This is a genomic window from Sphingorhabdus sp. (assembly GCF_046154385.1).
In the GTDB taxonomy this organism is placed as follows: domain Bacteria; phylum Pseudomonadota; class Alphaproteobacteria; order Sphingomonadales; family Sphingomonadaceae; genus Sphingorhabdus_B.
This window is the reverse complement of record NZ_JBJXFW010000049.1, coordinates 59,853-78,758: the sequence shown is the minus strand read 5'-3', so window position 1 is coordinate 78,758 and position 18,906 is coordinate 59,853. Positions and strand designations below refer to the sequence as shown.

23 protein-coding genes are annotated in these 18,906 nt (G+C 57.0%); 11 read left to right on the top strand and 12 right to left on the bottom strand.

Features of this window, described 5'->3' with window-relative positions; genetic code table 11:
* Positions 1 to 12 precede the first annotated feature (12 nt).
* A complete protein-coding gene (locus tag ACKVOS_RS11150) occupies positions 13 to 918 on the bottom strand; it encodes a DUF808 domain-containing protein (protein WP_409212075.1) in 906 nt (301 codons plus the stop codon).
* 220 nt (positions 919 to 1,138) lie between these two features.
* Between ACKVOS_RS11150 and secE the strand changes: the two genes are divergently transcribed.
* The 6 genes from secE to rplA all read left to right on the top strand — a co-directional run bounded on the left by secE (position 1,139) and on the right by rplA (position 3,728).
* Positions 1,139 to 1,339, top strand: coding sequence for a preprotein translocase subunit SecE (gene secE, locus ACKVOS_RS11145; protein WP_143774816.1), 201 nt, complete (start codon positions 1,139 to 1,141; stop codon positions 1,337 to 1,339).
* 27 nt (positions 1,340 to 1,366) lie between these two features.
* A complete protein-coding gene (gene nusG, locus ACKVOS_RS11140; protein ID WP_143774815.1) occupies positions 1,367 to 1,903 on the top strand; it encodes a transcription termination/antitermination protein NusG in 537 nt (178 codons plus the stop codon).
* Positions 1,904 to 2,002: 99 nt separating this feature from the next.
* Positions 2,003 to 2,203 (top strand): hypothetical protein, encoded by a 201-nt coding sequence (locus ACKVOS_RS11135; RefSeq protein ID WP_409212074.1) that lies wholly within the window; start codon positions 2,003 to 2,005, stop codon positions 2,201 to 2,203.
* Positions 2,200 to 2,415, top strand: a complete 216-nt coding sequence (locus ACKVOS_RS11130; RefSeq protein WP_409212073.1) for a DUF2283 domain-containing protein — start codon at positions 2,200 to 2,202, stop codon at positions 2,413 to 2,415. Before ACKVOS_RS11135 ends, ACKVOS_RS11130 begins: the two co-directional genes overlap by 4 nt.
* A 181-nt stretch (positions 2,416 to 2,596) precedes the next feature.
* The gene (gene rplK, locus ACKVOS_RS11125) at positions 2,597 to 3,028 is read left to right on the top strand and encodes a 50S ribosomal protein L11 (protein WP_409212072.1); all 432 of its coding nucleotides are present in this window, start codon (positions 2,597 to 2,599) and stop codon (positions 3,026 to 3,028) included.
* Positions 3,029 to 3,032: 4 nt separating this feature from the next.
* Positions 3,033 to 3,728, top strand: a complete 696-nt coding sequence (gene rplA / locus ACKVOS_RS11120; RefSeq protein WP_158900449.1) for a 50S ribosomal protein L1 — start codon at positions 3,033 to 3,035, stop codon at positions 3,726 to 3,728.
* A 53-nt stretch (positions 3,729 to 3,781) separates the two neighbouring features.
* Here rplA and ACKVOS_RS11115 read toward each other — a convergent pair whose 3' ends face one another.
* The 4 genes from ACKVOS_RS11115 to ACKVOS_RS11100 are packed head-to-tail and all read right to left on the bottom strand — an operon-like array spanning position 3,782 to position 6,632.
* Positions 3,782 to 4,690: an EamA family transporter gene (locus ACKVOS_RS11115; RefSeq protein ID WP_409212071.1), complete on the bottom strand. Its 909-nt coding sequence runs from the start codon at positions 4,688 to 4,690 to the stop codon at positions 3,782 to 3,784.
* 39 nt (positions 4,691 to 4,729) lie between these two features.
* Positions 4,730 to 5,635 (bottom strand): carbon-nitrogen hydrolase family protein, encoded by a 906-nt coding sequence (locus tag ACKVOS_RS11110; RefSeq protein ID WP_409212070.1) that lies wholly within the window; start codon positions 5,633 to 5,635, stop codon positions 4,730 to 4,732.
* Positions 5,632 to 6,222 carry a GNAT family N-acetyltransferase gene (locus tag ACKVOS_RS11105; protein ID WP_409212069.1) on the bottom strand — a complete coding sequence of 197 codons (591 nt, stop codon included), beginning with the start codon at positions 6,220 to 6,222 and terminating at the stop codon, positions 5,632 to 5,634. Before ACKVOS_RS11105 ends, ACKVOS_RS11110 begins: the two co-directional genes overlap by 4 nt.
* Positions 6,219 to 6,632: a ketosteroid isomerase-related protein gene (locus ACKVOS_RS11100; RefSeq protein ID WP_409212068.1), complete on the bottom strand. Its 414-nt coding sequence runs from the start codon at positions 6,630 to 6,632 to the stop codon at positions 6,219 to 6,221. The genes ACKVOS_RS11105 and ACKVOS_RS11100 overlap by 4 nt, the downstream gene beginning before the upstream one ends.
* A 445-nt stretch (positions 6,633 to 7,077) precedes the next feature.
* On the opposite strand from ACKVOS_RS11100, the gene rplJ reads away from it, so the two are divergent.
* Complete coding sequence (rplJ, locus tag ACKVOS_RS11095) at positions 7,078 to 7,593, top strand: 50S ribosomal protein L10 (RefSeq protein WP_409212067.1); 516 nt, start codon at positions 7,078 to 7,080, stop codon at positions 7,591 to 7,593.
* 74 nt (positions 7,594 to 7,667) lie between these two features.
* Entirely contained in the window at positions 7,668 to 8,039 is a 372-nt protein-coding gene (gene rplL / locus ACKVOS_RS11090) for a 50S ribosomal protein L7/L12 (RefSeq protein ID WP_409212066.1), read from the top strand.
* Between the two features lie 169 nt (positions 8,040 to 8,208).
* On the opposite strand, the gene ACKVOS_RS11085 is transcribed toward rplL, so the two are convergent.
* Together ACKVOS_RS11085 and ACKVOS_RS11080 are read right to left on the bottom strand one after the other, a co-directional pair.
* Complete coding sequence (locus ACKVOS_RS11085) at positions 8,209 to 8,421, bottom strand: helix-turn-helix domain-containing protein (RefSeq protein ID WP_409212065.1); 213 nt, start codon at positions 8,419 to 8,421, stop codon at positions 8,209 to 8,211.
* Positions 8,421 to 8,951: a DUF2975 domain-containing protein gene (locus ACKVOS_RS11080; protein ID WP_409212064.1), complete on the bottom strand. Its 531-nt coding sequence runs from the start codon at positions 8,949 to 8,951 to the stop codon at positions 8,421 to 8,423. The genes ACKVOS_RS11085 and ACKVOS_RS11080 overlap by 1 nt, the downstream gene beginning before the upstream one ends.
* 141 nt (positions 8,952 to 9,092) lie before the next feature.
* On the opposite strand from ACKVOS_RS11080, the gene ACKVOS_RS11075 reads away from it, so the two are divergent.
* The gene (locus tag ACKVOS_RS11075) at positions 9,093 to 9,629 is read left to right on the top strand and encodes an adenine phosphoribosyltransferase (protein WP_409212063.1); all 537 of its coding nucleotides are present in this window, start codon (positions 9,093 to 9,095) and stop codon (positions 9,627 to 9,629) included.
* A gap of 893 nt (positions 9,630 to 10,522) precedes the next feature.
* Here the strand turns inward: ACKVOS_RS11075 and ACKVOS_RS11070 are convergent.
* The 4 genes from ACKVOS_RS11070 to ACKVOS_RS11055 form a co-directional block, all read right to left on the bottom strand.
* Positions 10,523 to 11,263, bottom strand: a complete 741-nt coding sequence (locus ACKVOS_RS11070) for a class I SAM-dependent methyltransferase (RefSeq protein WP_409212062.1) — start codon at positions 11,261 to 11,263, stop codon at positions 10,523 to 10,525.
* Positions 11,260 to 11,712, bottom strand: a complete 453-nt coding sequence (locus tag ACKVOS_RS11065) for an acyl-CoA thioesterase (protein ID WP_409212061.1) — start codon at positions 11,710 to 11,712, stop codon at positions 11,260 to 11,262. Before ACKVOS_RS11065 ends, ACKVOS_RS11070 begins: the two co-directional genes overlap by 4 nt.
* A 1-nt stretch (position 11,713) precedes the next feature.
* Positions 11,714 to 12,925 carry an LL-diaminopimelate aminotransferase gene (locus ACKVOS_RS11060; RefSeq protein ID WP_409212060.1) on the bottom strand — a complete coding sequence of 404 codons (1,212 nt, stop codon included), beginning with the start codon at positions 12,923 to 12,925 and terminating at the stop codon, positions 11,714 to 11,716.
* Between the two features lie 81 nt (positions 12,926 to 13,006).
* Positions 13,007 to 14,830, bottom strand: coding sequence for a DEAD/DEAH box helicase (locus tag ACKVOS_RS11055; protein ID WP_409212059.1), 1,824 nt, complete (start codon positions 14,828 to 14,830; stop codon positions 13,007 to 13,009).
* A 72-nt stretch (positions 14,831 to 14,902) separates the two neighbouring features.
* On the opposite strand from ACKVOS_RS11055, the gene ACKVOS_RS11050 reads away from it, so the two are divergent.
* Positions 14,903 to 16,570, top strand: coding sequence for a PHA/PHB synthase family protein (locus ACKVOS_RS11050; RefSeq protein WP_409212058.1), 1,668 nt, complete (start codon positions 14,903 to 14,905; stop codon positions 16,568 to 16,570).
* A 96-nt stretch (positions 16,571 to 16,666) separates the two neighbouring features.
* Here the strand turns inward: ACKVOS_RS11050 and ACKVOS_RS11045 are convergent, their stop codons facing one another.
* Positions 16,667 to 17,434, bottom strand: a complete 768-nt coding sequence (locus ACKVOS_RS11045) for a CsgG/HfaB family protein (protein ID WP_409212057.1) — start codon at positions 17,432 to 17,434, stop codon at positions 16,667 to 16,669.
* A 209-nt stretch (positions 17,435 to 17,643) separates the two neighbouring features.
* On the opposite strand from ACKVOS_RS11045, the gene ACKVOS_RS11040 reads away from it, so the two are divergent.
* Positions 17,644 to 18,837, top strand: coding sequence for an acyl-CoA dehydrogenase family protein (locus tag ACKVOS_RS11040; RefSeq protein WP_409212056.1), 1,194 nt, complete (start codon positions 17,644 to 17,646; stop codon positions 18,835 to 18,837).
* The last annotated feature ends 69 nt before the right edge of the window (positions 18,838 to 18,906 follow it).

Below are 18,906 nucleotides of genomic sequence, written 5' to 3'. Positions count from 1 at the left end.
AATGGCCCGGGCTCAATGCCCCTTCGCACCCGCGACCTTGTGGTGCACCCAGACAATGATCGCACCCAACGCCAAGCCGAAAACGCCGCAGAGCGCCGCGTCGACGAACCATGCCAGCGCGCCTTCGTGCAGGCCGACATATTCGGCGGGGTGGATGTGGAAACCGTGGATGATGATCTGGCCGCCGACCCACAGCATGGCCGCGGTGCCGATAGTCGACAGCGCCGTCAGAAGCTTCGGCATGCCGCGGACCATAGCGCGGCCGATGGCCTGTGTCCCTCCGTTTTCCCGCTGCGCCATGTGCAGGCCGATATCGTCCATCTTCACGATCAGACCGACCACGCCGTAAACTGCAATCGTAATCGCCACGGCCACCAGAGCCAATGTCGCACCTTCAAGCCAGATCGACGTCTCTGCCAGTTGCTTAACTTCGTTGAGTGCAATGGCCATGATTTCGGCAGACAGTATAAAATCGGTACGCACCGCACCCTTGACCATATTTTCTTCATGCTCGGCGCTGGTCAACTCAGCCACTTCTTCAGCGAGCGTCTCTTCTTCATGCGGTCGTAGTTTTTCGATGACTTTCTCTGCCCCCTCAAAACAGAGATACGCGCCGCCCAGCATTAGCAGCGGGGTAATCGCCCATGGCAAAAAGAGGCTGAGGAGGAGCGCAACAGGAAGAATTACAACGATTTTATTAAACAGCGACCCCTTCGCAATGCGCCAGATGATGGGCAATTCGCGGTCGGGGGTGAAGCCGGTCACATATTGCGGCGTCACAGCGGTATCGTCGATCACCACGCCCGCGGCCTTGCTGCTTGCCTTGCCAGCCGCCGCGGCGACATCATCGATAGAGGCGGCGGCGACTTTGGTGATGGTTGCAATATCGTCGAGTAAGGCGGCAAGACCGGATGGCATGGATGAGGGTTTCCTGTGATTGGCTCTAATGCCGGGGATAGCCAAACTCGCCAAGAGTTCAAGGCCGTTCGACGGGATACCTCCTGCCTAATGCTACTTGCCTCCGCGCGAATCTCTGGCTAAAGGCCTAGTCTTTCCGAAATCGGAACCTATATCGCTCTCGACCCCGCCGGTCGGAGCGCTGGCGGCTACCCTCGGAAGTGAAACAGGAAGAAGTGATATGGCAAAGACAAGCCCCGGTGAGTTCATCCGTCAGGTACGGACCGAAATCGGCAAGGTAGTATGGCCCACGAGGGCTGAAACCGTGCAGACCGCTATCATGGTGCTGATCATGACGATCATACTTGCCTTCTTCTTCCTGGGCGTCGACGCGGTTTTTGCCGCGATTGTGAAGGGGCTGCTGTCGCTGGCCCAAGGCTAAGCGCGGCAAGAGAAAAGAATAGAAGATATGGCACGCTGGTACATCATTCACGCTTATTCGGGTTTTGAAAACAAGGTCCGTGACCAGATTCTCGCCGAAGCAGAGCGCATTGGCCTCTCGCAATTGGTGGAAGCCGTCGAGGTTCCGACCGAACAGGTCACCGAAGTGCGCCGTGGCAAGAAGATCAAGGCGGAACGCAAGTTCTTCCCCGGCTATGTGCTCGCCAAGCTGAACATGAACGACGATGTTTATCACCTTGTGAAGAACACGCCGAAGGTCACCGGTTTCCTGGGCGCGGGCAACAAGCCGCAGCCGATCAGCGAAGCCGAAGCCGCACGCATCCTGAACACAAAGCAGGAGCTAGAAGCTGCGCCCAAGAAGCGCGTTTCGGTCGACTATGAAATCGGCGATCAGGTCAAGGTTTTGGGCGGCCCGTTCGCAAGCTTCAACGGTCTGGTCGAAGAACTCGACTTCGACAAGAACCGCGTCAAGGTATCGGTATCGATCTTTGGCCGTGCGACACCGGTCGAACTGGACTTCGAAGAAGTCGAATTGATGAAGTAAAAGGCGTGGTCCCCGCAAAGGCGGGGGTCTTTGGAGTGTGTCGCAATTTATTACGAAACACGCTATTTTCGCGAACAGGTTCTGCGTAAGCGGCCTTACTTGACTTCAGAGCTATGTATTCACGTCCTGAAAAATCCTCTGCGTAGGGACCATCAAGCCGATGGCCGAATTCGTCATTGGGGTAAAGTTATGTTGCCAAATGACCATAAAGAGCGCATTTTAAGGGTCGTGACCTTGGATGACGGGGTTACGCTGCACAACGCCTTTATCGACCGCAATTACCGCGAGAACGAAAAATGAAGCTGCATTATTATCCGGAAACCGATAGCTTATATATTGAGCTAAAGCCGGGAACCGGCGTTGAAGTCCGTGAAATCGCTGACGGCTTGAATGCTGATATTGGCGCGGACGGGGCAGTAGTCGGGTTGGATATTGACCATGCCTCGACAACACTTGACCTTTCGACACTCGAAATCGACGGACTTCCTGAAGCGAAGCGTAAAGCTGCGTAAATCCCTCCAATCTTACTTCTTATTGCTTTATGCGCTTATTTCCCCTAAGCGCGCCGCTTCCCGGTCAAGAATCAGGGAAAAACCGTGCGGGAGGCTTTCTTCGGAATCGCCGTTTGACCGCTTAATTTGATCCGCCAATGCGCGCGCGCAAAGGCGGAGAAAGAATGAAAGGAGGCCACTCATGGCCAAGAAGATTGACGGCTATATCGGCCTGCAGGTTCCTGCAGGTTCTGCCACCCCCTCCCCGCCGATTGGCCCTGCATTGGGTCAGCGCGGCGTGAACATCATGGAATTCTGCAAGCAGTTCAATGCCGCCACCGGCGACATGGAAAAGGGCACGCCGATTCCAACCAAGATCACCGTTTTCACGGACAAGAGCTTCACCTTCGTGATGAAGTCGCCGCCAGCAACCTATCTGATCAAGAAGGTTCTCGGCCTGAAGTCCGGTTCGAAAGAACCCGGCAAGGTTTCGGCAGGAAAGATCACCCGCAAGCAGCTTGAAGAAGTCGCCACCCTGAAAATGGCAGACCTCAACGCGAACGATATGGACGCGGCTGTAAAAATCATCGCAGGCTCGGCTACCGCCATGGGCCTCGAAATCGTGGAGGGCTGAACCAATGGCCAAGCTGACCAAGAAAGCAAAGTCGCTTGCACATCTCGATGCTGACAAGCTGTATGGCGTTGACGAAGCGCTGAAGACCATCAAGGAACTGGCAACTGCCAAGTTTGACGAAACCATCGAAGTTGCGTTGAACCTGGGCGTTGATCCGCGTCATGCCGACCAGATGGTCCGTGGCATGGTTTCGCTTCCTGCCGGTACCGGTAAGGAAATGAAGGTTGCCGTGTTCGCACGCGCCGACAAGGCCGCCGCTGCGACCGCTGCTGGTGCCGACAAGGTAGGTGCCGAAGACCTGATGGAAGACATGCTGGCCGGTAACCTCGATTATGACCGCGTCATCGCGACACCGGACATGATGGGTATCGTTGGCCGTCTCGGTAAGACATTGGGTCCCAAGGGCCTGATGCCAAACCCGAAGCTGGGCACGGTTACCATGGACGTTGCCGAAGCCGTCAAGGCTGCCAAGGCTGGCCAGGTTGAGTTCCGCGTTGAAAAGCAGGGCATCATCCACAGCGGCATTGGCAAGAAGAGCTTCTCCGACGCCGATCTGCGCAAGAATTTCGACGCGCTGGTCGATGCGGTTATCAAGAGCAAGCCAAGCGGTTCCAAGGGCAAGTACCTCCGCAAGGTTGCCATCAGCTCGTCAATGGGCCCTGGCCTGAAGGTCAATCTGGCCGACGTAGCTGGCGCATAAGCCTGCACATTTAGATTAGTATAAGGGGCCGGAGGGAAACCTCCGGCCCTTTTTCATTGTCCGCTGTTCGCGGTGCTCCGCTTTGCGGCAAAACGCGGCCAAAGCAGACTGAGCGCCAGACCGCCCATGACCAGCGCGGCAGCCAATAGCTTCCAGCTCTGCAAGGGCTCACTGAGAAATAACGCCGACGCGCCCATGCCAAACACAGGCACCAGCAGCGCCATCGGCGCCACCGTCGCCGCGGGATGCCGCGCGAGCAGCCAACCCCAAACGCCATAGCCGAACATCGTATTGCCCACCGCTTGCCACACCACGGCGGCCCAAGTCGTCACAGTCGCCTCCTGTGCACCGGCGATCAAAGCGGGTGCGCCTTCGAACAGCAGGGCGAGGAGGAGCAAGGGAGGGGCGGCAAAGATACTGGCCCAGACCACATAAGCGAGCATGTCGACCTTGCCTGCGGCCCGCGACACCATATTGCCGCTCGACCAGCAAAAGGCGGCGGTGACGACAAGGCCCAGTCCCAAGGGCGTGGCGCTGCCGTCCGAATGGGTCAGGATAACGGCGAGCCCGCTGGTCGCTAGCGCAAGCGCCGCCCATTGAAACCCGCGCACCCGCTCGCCGGTCAGGCGCATCGACAGGGCGATGGTGAAAAACACCTGGATCTGGACAACCAGTGAGGCGAGGCCCGGCGTAATGTCGCTTTTCATCGCCAGAAAGAGCAGCCCGAACTGCCCCGCGCCGATCAGCACGCCATAAGCGGCGAGATTGCCCAGAGGCATCGACGGGCGCTTTAGAAAGAATGCGGCGGGCAGAAAGGCGCAGGCAAAGCGCAATGTCGCGAGCCACAGGGGCGGCAGATGCGCCAGTGCCAATTTGATAACGACGAAATTCGTGCCCCATACCGCCATCACCGCCAGGGCGAGCAGCAGATGCAGGCGTGGCAGGGCGGAATTGTGCGGCATCCCAGCGCCCTAGCCGCTCCGACCCGATTTGCGAACAGTTTAATCCAGCGGGACAATCTCGACGGGAAGGTCTTCGGCCTTGGCCCCACAATATTGTTCGGGCCAATGCGCAAAAGGACGCACCGACCCTTGGGTCCGCCACCGCTCGACACGGGCCAGATCCGCGTCAGTAACCACCCACGCCCCCTGCCCTTCGGTGCCGATCGCAACCACACCATCGTCGGGGCTGTCGCCATCAGGGGGAACGAACATCCCGGCTGCACCGTAATTTTCATCGAGCGCAGGTGACCAGGGTGCCATGCCGACGGTCGGTGCCTGCACCACGAAAATCTGGTTCTCCAGTGCCCGTGCCTGCGCCCCGATCCGGACGCGGTAATAGCCCTGCAGACTGTCGGTGCAGGATGGACAGAGGACGACCTTCGCGCCGGCTATGGCTTGCGTGCGCGCTATCATCGGGAATTCAACATCATAGCAGGTCGAAATGCCCAGCATCCCCAGAGGCGTCCGGAAAACACGCAGGCGGGTACCGCCCTTTATGTCCCAGGATTCCCGTTCAAAGCGCGTCATCATGATCTTGTCCTGATGCCCGCTTTGCCCGTCGGGTAGGTATAGCGTTGCCCGGTTGACGATCCGCCCGTCGCCCACCTCATGCGGCCGCGTCCCGCCAAGCACCGTGACGCCAAAGCGCAGTGCGAGATTGGCATAATGCGCGTCGATCTGCGGACCTAAGGCCACCACCGCGCGTAAGGACGCATGCAGGTCGCTCGCCGTTGCGCTGTCGATTGCGGCCAGTTCCATCGCGGCATATTCCGGAAATACCAAAAGCTGCGCACCCTGCCTTGCCGCATCGGCCACCCATTGCGCCACTTTGGCCTGCCAAGCGGCAAAGCTGTCGGGCTGCCCGATGGTATATTGGGCGGCGGCGATGCGGACCGGGTCGGTCACAGGTCGCGCATCCAAAATTGCATCTGGTGCGCGCTTTCAGACGTTTCACCCACATCCTGCCATTCGAGCGTTCCGGTCAAACCCGGCACCGGCGCATAGCCGCGGGCGCGCCAGAATGGATGCAGATCGCGGGGGCTAGCGGGCCGCATCGGATGATCGTCAGGGCGGAACACGGCACAAAAGGCCGTCTGGACCGCCCCTGCCGCGCGGGCAGCAGCTTCGCGGGCGTCGAAAAAGCGATGGCCGATGCCTTGCCCCTGATAGGCGGGCAGCAAGACCGACTCCCCGAAATAGAAGATACGCGCGATATCCAGCCGATGGCGCCGCAAGGGTTCCTGAAACTCGGGCTTTTGTCCCGCCATCGGGGATGCCGTCGCCGCACCGACAATCGCGTCGCCATCCTGTGCCACGACCAACGCCGAGCCGGGCTCGCGGATAAATTCGGCGAGATATTCCGCCTCATAGTCCGCGGTCCCGTCATAGAGATAGGGCCAGCCCCGAAAGATACGGATACGCAGATCGGACAGCGCCGGAATGGCAGCGCGGCGCTCCCCCAGATCCGTCAACGTGCGGACGTCTACGGTCATGAAACCTGGGCGATCCAGTCGGCGAGGTTATAATAGACCGAAACGCGCGCAATCTTTCCGTCACGGATTTCGAAGAAGCCGCCAGCAGGCAAGGTGTAGCTTTGACCGTGCGCCGCCGGGAAACCTTCGTCCGCAACCTTGTAAATGCCATGCACCATGAACTCGGCGGCTGCGCGTGCGCCGTCCGGGCTGGTCATGATAACGATGTCCTTCAGCTGCTCGCTATAGGCATGGTCCATCCGGCCCAGAAAAGCGCGGAATGCGTCCTTGCCGCTTTCGCGATCGCCCTGATTGATGTCGTGGGCAACATCATCGGTAAGGCAGGCCAAAATGCCTTCAATGTCCATGGCATTGAATGCGGCATAATAATGTTCGATCAGGGCCATAGAGGTTTCACGGACATCTGGCATATCTGTTCCTATCTTGCCTTGGCTGTTTGAAGCGACGGGATTAGGTCAGCGCGACAAAGATTGTCCAGTAAGATAAATTGTCCAAAGCCGCACAAGATTTCGGGATTTGCACGGCCTTGAACAGCGTGGAGTTCCGCAACGGCCTTGACTCTGCCCCCGATCCTGCTAGTGGCGGCGACGTTCGGTGAGGCGACGGCCTTTCCGGACAACCGTCCGAGACAGTTGGTGATGGGAATTTGCCCATCTTAATGTCCAGCCTAGACGGGGATAGAGATTTCAGGTTTGGCCCTTGTGCCTGCCTTCGCCAAACACTCCCGACGTTCATTGTCGCGAGTTCGGCATGAAACTTCCCCACGGACTAAGTTACGAGCCCCGCATCTGCGTGGTTCGAATTTCGTGTTGGGTTTGTTCGGTTCGCCGGAAAGACCCGAAAAAGGAGTAATGCATGAACCGTTCTGAAAAGACCGAAACAGTTGCATCGCTGAACGCCACTTTTAACGAAGCGGCGGTTGTTGTCGTGACCCGGAACCTCGGGTTGACGGTTGCACAATCGACCGACCTTCGTTTGAAGATGCGCGATGCGGGCGCAAGCTACAAGGTTGCCAAGAACCGTCTTGCCAAAATCGCCCTTGAGGGAACGCAATATGGTGCGGTAGCAGAATTGCTCACCGGACCTACGGCGCTCGCCACATCGTCGGACCCGGTCGCCGCTGCAAAGATTGCGGTCGAGTTCGCCAAGACCAATGACAAACTTGAAATTGTCGGCGGTGCGATGGGTGACACGTTCCTCGATGTAAACGGTGTAAAGGCGCTGGCTTCGTTGCCATCGCTCGACGAACTGCGCGCTAAACTTATCGGGCTTGTACAAGCACCGGCAACGAAGATCGCCCAGCTCACGACCGCACCGGCTGCGAAATTGGCACGGGTATTTGGTGCCTATGCTGACCAGAAGGCAGCTTAATATTTTAAATTAAACCGGCTGCGTCCTGATGGGCGGGCCCTACAGATATACCAGAAAATCGGAGTGTTATTAAAATGGCTGATATTGAAAAGCTCGTTGAGCAGCTCTCGTCTTTGACCGTTCTTGAAGCGGCTGACCTTGCAAAGGCTTTGGAAGAAAAATGGGGCGTTAGCGCCGCTGCTGCTGTTGCTGTAGCCGGCCCTGCCGCTGCTGCTGCACCTGCTGCTGAAGAGCAGACTGAATTTGACGTAATCCTGACCGGCGACGGCGGCAACAAGATTGCTGTCATCAAGGAAGTTCGTGCCATCACTGCTCTTGGTCTGACTGAAGCAAAGGCTCTTGTTGAGTCCGCGCCAAAGGCGATCAAGGAAGGCGTAAACAAGGCCGAAGCCGAAGAAATCAAGGCGAAGATCCTTGCAGCAGGCGGCACCGTCGAGCTGAAGTAATTCGGTTTTCCTTCACAGGACAAAAAAGGGGCGGCCTAGCGATAGGCCGCCCTTTTTGTTGTACCGTGTGGTCCGAATGACTCTCACCCAAATAGGATGGCCGCCGCGATAACCAGGGCCGCTATCATCAACAGGCGTGGGGGTATCGAAATTTTGAACGCGAGTTGCATCATCCTTCTCCTTCTTCAAATCCCAGCAAATCGCCGGGTTGGCATTCCAGAACCTTGCAGATCGCTTCCAATGTGGAAAAACGGATCGCTTTGGCCTTGCCGGTTTTCAAGATCGACAGGTTGGCAAGCGTAATGTCGACACGCTCGGCAAGCTCGGTCAGCGTCATGCGCTTGGCATAAAGCAGGTCGTCCAGTTTTACAGTGACCGGCATCAGACGGTTCCTTCCAGCTCTTCGCGCATTTCAGCGCCGCGTTCGAATATGCCGGCAAGGATGAACACCAGAAGGATGGACAAAATTCCGTTCAGCGAAATATCAAGACCCGTATCCGATTCCCCGAAAAGATCAGCTGCCTCGCTAGCGGCAAGTGCCAAAGGCACACCGACAATTTGCAAGCCGACCATCAGCCATCCGATCGCTTTCAACCGGACCGCATTGGCACGCACAAAGGGATCGCCCAATTCGACACTGGCGACAATCGCCAAAAGCTTTCGCATGATCGTCCACAACATACCCAGGACCATGATACCCAATGCGAAAATCGAGAGCAGGTGCGGCAACAGCGTCGCCGGGTCGAGCTTGGGATAGGATTTGGCGAGTTCTGCCATCGCCTCTGTCCAATGAAAGGGCAAGACAACGCTCATCACCGCGAGAAGAATACCCACAGCGGCAACCAGGCCCATGATAAGATACACCAGCCATCTGGTTATCCGCAAAATACGGTTGTCGGCAATTTTAGTCATATCGATCTCCAATATTGAAATTATTGTTTATCAATATGAGATGATTCGAATATCGTCAAGAACATTATTGTTTTTCGATAAATCGGTGCTGTGCTGCGCTTTTCCTTTGAAACTTTTTGGGGGACAAGGCACTCAACCATCATGACTGACAATGCCGACCTTGCCGCGCTGATTCGCACGATCCCCGATTATCCCAAACCGGGGATATTGTTTCGGGATGTTTCGACATTATTGCTCGACGGCCCCGGATTTCGCGCCACAATCGACCGGATGGCGGCGATGGTCGCCCCGGACACGACATTGATCGCCGGAATAGAAGCGCGCGGTTTTGTAGTCGCGGCTGGCCTGTCTTATGCGCTGGGACTGGGCAAATTGATGTTGCGCAAACCCGGCAAGTTGCCCGGTGAGAAGATCGGCACAGACTATGCCCTCGAATATGGCACCGACCGGATAGAAATGCATGTCGGCCATGTGCGCGAAGGGCAAAAAGTGCTGCTGGTCGATGATCTGATTGCGACCGGAGGAACCGCATTGGCCGGGGTCGATCTGATCACGAGGGGCGGAGGTATTGTCGAACAGGCATTGTTTATTGTGGACCTGCCTGACCTCGGCGGCGCCGAAAAACTCCGCGCGCAGGGTATCAGGGTTGATTGCCTGATCGATTTTGAAGGCGATTGATGACCCATCGCTTTTAGGCCGCGCTTTCGTAAAAGTTCCGCCAGCCCGTCTTTGCCAACCTCAACTCATCATTGTCATTCCCGTAACCTTCCATTGTCATTCCCGCGCAGGCGGGAATCCATGGCGTGACTTTTCGGAAATAGGATTCGCACAAAGGCACGAAGGCACAAAGAAGTTGCTTCGTGTCTTAGTGTCTTTGTGCGAGCCAAAATCGTCTCATGTGTGGAAACATCAGACCATAGATCCCCGCCTGCGCGGGGATGACAATATCGGGTGGCGTTTGAACATTCCAAAACCCGGTCCCACACTTTGTCATTCCCGCGCACGCGGGAATCCATGGCGTGACTTTTCGGAAATAGGGTTCGCACAAAGGCGCGAAGGCACAAAGAAGGTGCTTCGTGTCTTAGTGTCTTAGTGTCTTTGTGCGAGCCAAAATCATCTCATGTGTGGAAATATCAGACCATGGATCCCCGCCTTCGCGGGGATGACAATATCGGGTTGCGTTTGAACATTCCAAAACCCGGTCACACACTTTGTCATTCCCGCGCAGGCGGGAATCCATGGCGTGACTTTTCGGAAATAGGATTCGCACAAAGGCACAAAGGCACAAAGAAGTTGCTTCGCGTCTTAGTGTCTTTGTGCGAGCCAAAATCGTCTCATGTGTGGAAATTCGGCCCTTGGCACCTTCTTGCCTTTTTCCTGCTGACGTAAAATTGTAAAATGAAAGTGTTACTTTGTTACGACTCGTAAAGTGGATCCCATACCCCCTAGCCCCTCTCCCGATTCATTTGCGAGTTTCGTTTTTCGGATTGCCATACCCCGACACCCCAAGCAGGCAATCCGCCTTTGGCCCTCCGCCCCGCAACCGGGGTAGAGGGCATTTTTTGTGATCGTTATTTTTGCGGCGGTGTGCCGCAGGTTTTGATTTCGGCAGGCGCTGGTTGTGGCCCTGATAGGCTGAACCGGGCGATGTAGCCGCCGAGTTTCAATTCTTCGCTAAAGCCGGTCAAGCGATATCCGACCGCCGCAAATTCGCAGAACAGCAATTTGGGAGGAATACCATGTTGGTCTGTGGCGCGGTCACGATCAACCACAATAACCTCGCCACCCTTTGCCAAAGCAGGTCGCAATCGCCACAAAAAGGCATAAGGTTCATCGACTTCATGATACATATGGATCATGAAAATGCGATCAAAGCTGTTTTCCGGCAGGCGGGGGTCGTCAACCGCGCCTTCCTTGATCGCCACATTGTCCAATTGCTCCCGTGTGACCCGTTCGCCCAGCCGATCGAGCGCCCCACGGTTTATATCTTGTGCCAGCACGCGCCCTTTCGGGCCGACGCGCTCTGCAAGGCGTATCGTATAATATCCCTCGCCCGCGCCGATATCCGCGACAGTTGTTCCAAGCTTTATCCCGGCCCAGTCCATCACAAACTGCGCCTCACCCGCTTCGTCGCGTGCGGCCTCATTGGAAAATTGGGTATCTCCAGCTTCGGAAACCGGACGATAGGGACTGGGAAATTCACCGGCGGCGCCGGACCGGCCATTCTCCGGCACGGTTTGCTGGCAAGACGCGAGGCCCAATCCACCCAAAATGACGAGAGAAGACAATAAGGCTAAGTGGCGCGCACTCATGCCGGTACCGGTTGCGTTGCCTTTGCGTCGAATTCTGCAAACGCGGGGCCCACCCAGTCCGGCAAAGGCATGGGCCGGTGCGTTTCCAGATCAACATAGACGCTGACCAGATCTACCGTGGCGCGCAAATCTTCTGATCCATCATCGCGCGCGCCATGAATTTCGACCGTTTGCGTCATGCTTGTCCGGCCCGTGGAGATTGTCCGGGCCATAACGTCGATCATTTCATCGGGCAAAATCGGCGCGAACCATGTCACCGTGGCCTTCTTCACATGAAACTCCAAAGGATCGCCGCCGGCTTGTTCGCGCAGTTTCGTCTCGCGCCAATATTCGGTTATCGCAATATCGGCATAGTCCAGATAGCGGGCGTTAAACACGACGCCTTGGGCATCGGTTTCCGACCAACGCACCCTGAAACGATGGTTAAAGGCATATTCGGCGCGTGCCATATCAAATCGCCTTCGACTGACCGGGTGTGTTGACACCCATCGATTGCAGATATCGTTTCACATTGCGGGCTGCCTGACGCAGGCGATGTTCATTTTCCACCATCGCAATGCGGACATAGCCTTCGCCATCTTCGCCATAGCCGACACCGGGTGCCACCGCGACCTTGGCATGGGTCAACATCTGCTTTGAAAATTCGAGACTTCCCAGATGGGCAAGCGCGGGTGGTAAAGGTGCCCATGCAAACATCGAAGCGCGTGGCGGCGGAATGTCCCAGCCAGCGCGGCCAAAGGATTCGACCAAGATGTCGCGGCGTTTATGATATAATTCCCTGTTCTGCTCGACAATGTCCTGCGGTCCGTTGAGCGCAGCGCAGGCAGCGGCCTGTATCGGAGTGAAGGCCCCATAATCCAGATAGCTTTTGACCCGCGTCATCGCGGCGATCAACTGCCGGTTGCCCACGGCAAAACCAACCCGCCATCCGGCCATGGAATAGGTTTTGGACAAAGAGGTAAATTCCACCGAAACATCCTTGCCACCTTTCACCTGCAAAATGGAAGGTGTGGGGTTGCCGTCAAAATAGAGTTCGGAATAGGCAAGGTCGGACAGGATCCAGACCTTATTCTCTTTCGCCCAAGCAACCAGCCGCTCGTAAAAGGCCAGATCGACGGTCTCGGCCGTCGGGTTGGACGGATAGTTCACGACAAGAATAGACGGGCGCGGCACGGTGAAGGCCATGGCCCGTTCCAGGGACCGGAAGTAATTCTCATCCGGCGTTGTTGGCACCGACCGGATTGTTGCGCCCGCGATGATAAAGCCGAATGTGTGAATAGGGTAACTGGGGTTCGGGGCGAGCACGACGTCACCCGGCGCGGTGATGGCCGTCGCAAGGCTCGCCAGACCTTCTTTTGAACCCATGGTGACGACGACTTCATGTTCGGGATCGACATCGACACCGAAGCGGCGGCCATAATAATTGGCTTGCGCCTTGCGCAAGCCCGGGATGCCTTTGGACGCGGAATAGCCGTGGACGTTCGGCTTTTGCGCCACTTCACACAGTTTCTCGATCACATGGGGCGGCGGCGGCAGATCGGGATTGCCCATGCCAAGGTCGATAATGTCCTCACCCGCCGCACGGGCCGCCGCGCGCATCGCATTGACTTCGGCGATGACATAAGGCGGCAAACGCTTAATGCGGTAGAATTCTTCGGACATTGGCTCCCGTTTCCGGTTTGAGGTTTCAAGTCCGACCTTCATGGTCGAACTTTCCGCCCATTTCCAGAAAAACTATACCGATTAACGCGGACGATTGCCCTTCGCCTTGTGCTTGACCCCATGTTTCGAAGGTGCAGGGCCGTCTTTGCGGAATGGGCGCGCGCCGTCGCGCGGGGGCGGGCCGCCGCGTGGGCCATCGCCGCGCGGACGATCGCCACGCGGTTTATCGCCGCGGGGATTCACGCCGAGCTGTGGCCTCTGGGGCCGTCCACCGTCCCGGCCCATCCGTTTGTTTTCACGCGCGGCTTCGCGGGGTGGGCCGCTGGCTTGGACGATCTCGACATCATTGTCTTCATCATGCCCCGGTTGCGCAATTGCCTTGGCAAATTTCGCAACGGCGGCGGCCGCGATCCCGACATGGGTTTCATTGGCGGCGATGCGGATTGCGCCAATATCGTTCTTGGTCACACCGCCACGGCGGCACAGCAGAGGCAGAATCCATTTGGGATCGGCATTGTTGCGCCGGCCGATGTTAAGCGTGAACCAGACCGAGTCATCAAAACCGGCGCGATGGTTGTCGCGCGGTTGTTCGCGGCTGCCGTCATCGAGCATATCGGCGGCTTGCGGCATACGGGCGCGATGGACGCGGACCAAAGCGGCGGCAATATCTTCCGCCGACATGGTTTCGAGCAAACGGGCACCCAGCGTGCGGTCTTCGTCCTCGACCTCGACCGGGGTCAGAAGCGTTTCCAGCAGACGGTCATGATCCTTTGCGCGGATATCGGCGGCGGTAGGAACCTTGATCCAATCCGCCTCGATCTTCGCGCCGCGCAGCATCGATTCGACCCGCTTGCGGCGTTGATAGGGCACGATAAGAACCGCCGTACCTTTGCGTCCGGCGCGGCCTGTGCGTCCCGAACGGTGCTGCAAACCTTCGGCATCGCGGGGCAGTTCGACATGGACCACCAACGACAGGTTAGGCAAATCGATACCGCGCGCGGCAACATCGGTCGCAACGCACACCCTCGCCCTGCGATCACGCAGCGCCTGCAGCGCCTGGTTGCGCTCGCTTTGGCTGTGCTCACCCGACAAGGCGACCACGTTGAAACCGCGCTCGGTCAGATTGGCATGCAAATGCCGAACATTTTCGCGCGTCGCGCAAAACAGGATCGCCGTTTCCGCTTCGTGCAAACGGAGCAGGTTCACCACAGCATTCTCGATGTCCGGCGGAGCGACCGTGACCACCTGATAACTGATATCACCATGTCCGCGATCTTCGCCCACGGTCGAAATCCGAAGCGCGTCGCTCTGGTACCGCTTTGCCAAAGACACGATGGGCTTGGGCATAGTTGCCGAAAACAGCAATGTACGCCGGTCTTCCGGCGTCGCGTTCAATATCTCTTCAAGCTCTTCACGAAAGCCCATGTCGAGCATTTCGTCGGCTTCATCCAGAACCGCGACCTTAAGTGCCGACAGGTCAAGCGCGCCGCGCTCCAGATGGTCGCGCAACCGTCCCGGCGTCCCCACCACGATCTGTGCGCCTTGGCTCAGGTTGCGCCGTTCTTTCGAGGCATCCATGCCGCCAACACAGGTCGCAATCCGAACCCCCGCTTTTCCATAAAGCCACATCAGTTCACGGCTGACCTGCAGCGCAAGCTCGCGCGTGGGTGCAATAATAAGTGCGGCAGGCTCACGCGCCAGGCTGACGATACCGCCGTCCAATATTTGCGGCGCCATCGCCAGACCAAAAGCGACGGTCTTGCCAGAGCCGGTTTGCGCCGAAACAACAAGGTCACGACCTTCGGCTTCGGTTGCGATTACGGCCGATTGAACAGGGGTCAGCGTAGTATAACCACGCGCGGTAAGCGCTTCGTCGAGAAGCGGCGGGATGTTTTCAAATGTCATATAATCTGCCCATTGCGCTCTTTTTGCTGCAATGTCCATGCTGCGCCGCACAATAAAAGGAGGCATCGACAAATGCGTTGCAATAGTTATGCAAGTGACATGGTCGATTCATCACATATCCCGCCCTTCATGGACCCCGAGCAATTCACCAAAATGATAGACGGAACCGGCATGGTGTCCACCGATCCGTTGACCGCCTATCAAAAGGCGCTGGACGCCTGGGGCGAGGTGCTCGCACCTTTGGCAAAGGCCGGGCGCGATAAAATAGATCCAAAAGACCACCGTTTTTCGGGGCCCCAATGGGAGCATCCGGTATTCGACCTTGTCCGTCAGGGTTATCAAGTGATGTCCGATTATATGATGGGTGCTGCCGAACAGCTTGACAACATTCCTCAGGCCGAAAAAGCAAAAATCGGTTTTGCGATCCGTACCGTGGTTGAAGCGATGAGCCCCGCCAATTCGCCTTTTACCAACCCTGTTGCGCTCGAAAAAGCGGTTGAGACAAAAGGCGCCAGCCTGATGTCCGGCATGCAGCATTTGATGCACGATATGCAGCGCGGCCAATTGACCCACACCGACCCGAATGCGTTCCGCCTCGGCGAAAATATTGCGGCAACGCCCGGCAAGGTCGTGCACCAGACGCCATTATACCAGTTGCTGCAATATGAACCGGCCACCCCAAAGGTTCTGGAAACCCCGCTCATCATATTCCCGCCGTGGATCAACCGTTTCTACATCCTTGACCTGACGGCGGAGAAAAGCTTTATCAAATGGTGTGTTGACCAAGGCATAACGGTATTCGTCGTTTCCTGGAAATCCGCCGACAGTTCGATGACGGATGTCGTTTGGGACGATTACATTGCGGCGCAAATTGACGCCATCGACACGGTCCGTGCGGGCCTGAGCGTCGACGATGTCCATGCCATCGGCTATTGCGTCGCCGGCACCACTTTGGCAGCAACGCTGGCCATTCTGTCGGCGAACGGTGAAGCAGCGAAGGTCAAAAGCGCGACCTTCTTCACGGCGCAGGTCGATTTCAGCCAAAGTGGCGAATTGCTCAATTTCATTGACGAACATCAGCTCAAAATGATCGAAGCTTTGGCCGCGCCGCAGGGCTATCTTGACGGGCGTTTTCTCGCTCTCACCTTTAACATGCTGCGCGGCAAGGATCTGATCTGGTCGACGGTTGTCAAAAATTATTTGCTGGGTGAGGAATATCCGGCTTTCGACCTGCTGCACTGGAATGGCGATGTCACCAACCTGCCCGCAAAATGGCACCGTGAGTATTTGTGCGACCTGTACCGCGACAATAAGCTGGTGGTTCCAGGCGCGCTATCGGCATTGGATACGCCGATAGATCTGACCAAAGTCAATACGCCAACCTATATCCAGGCTGGCCGCGAAGACCATATTGCGCCTGTGGAAAGCGTCTGGAAATTGAAGGATCATTTTTCCGGACCAATCCGGTTTATATTGGCTGGCAGCGGGCATATCGCAGGCGTAGTCAATCCGCCGGTCCTGCAAAAATACCAATATTGGGCCAACGAAAAAGATACCGCGACGCTGGCAGAATTTATTGAAGGCGCGACGGAGACCAAAGGAAGCTGGTGGCCCGATTGGCTAACGTGGCTGAAACAGGGCAGCGACAAAACGGTCGCCGTGAAAGGCGCGCGCGTGCCCGGCAAAGGTACGCTAAAGGCGCTGGAATCCGCGCCGGGCAGTTATGTGAAGGCGCGTTGAGGACGGCTGAAGCGTTGGGGACAGTCCCCTGGGGGGGACAGTCCCCATATAATGCAACCCCGGGGCCTGTCCCCTTGGGGACTGTCCCCACTTAGCTCACTCCGCCTTGGGTGCCGCCGCGCTGGCGTTTACCGGAAGGCCGCCCAGTTCTCCGACCATTTTCTTGTATGCGTCGAGATAGGCGAGCACGATCACCTGACCGATATCGCTGTTCTGATAGCTGCCGCCGCCTGCACCGGCGAGGCCGCCGCCCCACCATGCGCCGCCGCCTGCACCCCAGCTGACGTCGGATTTGCGATAATAGCCTTCGGACAATGCCTCAATTTCGGTGGTGCGGACATTGACAACCGAGAGCGATACGCTGGCTTCCTTTTTGGAAACCTTTAGCCCGCCGACCAGGCCGCCGATAAACCGGCCGCCCAATGCCCCTGCCAAACCGCCCGCGATGCCGCTGCCGCCCGAATTGCTGTTACGGCTGATGATGTCACGCACGATCACATAATCAGCTGCCTTGACCTGCCGTTTACCGATATTCGACCCACGCTGCAATTCGCCGGAATCGCCCAGGGCGCGCTCGACCGCACGGGCAGCAAGGCCGCCGCCGCGATCAACAAGTGAAAAGCAGCCCGATTTTTGAACAAAGAATTTGATGACCGCTTCCGGGTTGGACAGCCCCAGTTCGTTCCACCATTGCGTTTCCGGTTCGGTTATAGCGACGGTGCCCAACTTGCGGGTGCAGACCGGAATTTCGGTCATATTCTTGTCCTGCGCCTTTTTGGCCGAAGACTTGTCTTCTTTTGCGAGTGCAGGAACCGCTGTTGTCAGCATGGCACCCGCCAATAAAGTGGAAATAATAAGTCGCATCGCTTTCCCTCCGGTACGGGCAATCCTGTGTTGTGCCCAAAAACAGAAAATGTGGTGCGACCCCTTTGCGGTACCTATATCCCTGCCCGTTTTTGAATGCAAAGCGCAATCCGAAAAGCGAACAAAAAACGATGTTTTCCGCAAACGACAAGTTGACGTTTACGTAAACGTTCGGTAACAACGCTCACACGCTTCAGAGGAGAGTCGCCATGCAATTGGAATTCAGTCCCGAAGAAATCGCCTTCCAGCAGGAAGTACGTAGCTTCATCGCCGAAAATTACCCCGAAAACCTGCGCTCCGTGCAGGATGAAGGCCATGATCTTTCGAAAGAAGATTTCCTGTCCTGGCACCGCATACTTGCGAAAAAAGGCTGGATCGCCCCTGCATGGCCGGTCGAATATGGCGGCACCGGCTGGACCGCGACGCAGCGTTTCATCTGGTCCGAAGAACTGGCGGCTGCCGATTGTGTCGGCACCATGCCCTTTGGCCTGTCGATGGTTGGCCCTGTTATCTACACCTTCGGCACGCCCGAGCAAAAGGCACGCTTCCTTCCCGGCATCCTGTCGGGCGATGACTGGTGGTGTCAGGGTTATTCCGAACCCGGCTCCGGTTCCGACCTTGCTTCGCTGCGCACAAAAGCTGTGCGTGATGGCGACCACTATGTCGTCAATGGCCAGAAAACCTGGACCACCATGGCGCAGCATGCCGACTGGGGCTTCTTCCTTGTTCGCACCGATCCCGATGCGAAGCAGCAGGAAGGCATCAGCTTCCTGTTAATCGACATGAAATCGCCGGGCGTCACCGTCCGCCCGATCATCACGCTGGGCGGCGAACATGAAGTCAATGAAGTCTGGCTCGAAGACGTCCGCGTTCCCGTCGATCAGCGTATTTATGAAGAGAATAAGGGTTGGACCTGCGCCAAATTCCTGCTCGCCCATGAACGCACCGGCATTGCGGCTGTTGCCCGTTCAAAGCGCGGCGTTGAAAAGATCAAGCAGATCGCCCGAACCGAAATGGACGGCGACAAGCCATTGCTGGCCAATGCCTTTTTCAAGCGCAAGATTTCGGAGCTTGAAATCGACCTGACCGCGCTGGAATTCACCGAATTGCGCAGCCTCGCTGGTGAAGCCGCGGGCAAAGGCCCTGGTCCTGAATCAAGCTTGCTGAAGATCAAGGGTTCGGAAATCCAGCAGCGTATCACCGAACTCGCGCTGGAAGCAGTTGGCCATTATGGCGCGCCCTATTTCCGCGGATTTGGCGAAGGCGACAATGAACACCCCATCGGCCCCGATTACGCACACCGCGCGGCGCCGACCTATTTCAACACGCGCAAGACGACGATTTACGGCGGATCGAACGAGATCCAGCGGAACATCATCGCCAAGATGGTGTTGGGGATTTAAGTAAACATCTAAATCAAAAAACTTTGTCACCCCCGACCTGATCGGGGGTCCATGGCCTGAGGTCTCGGG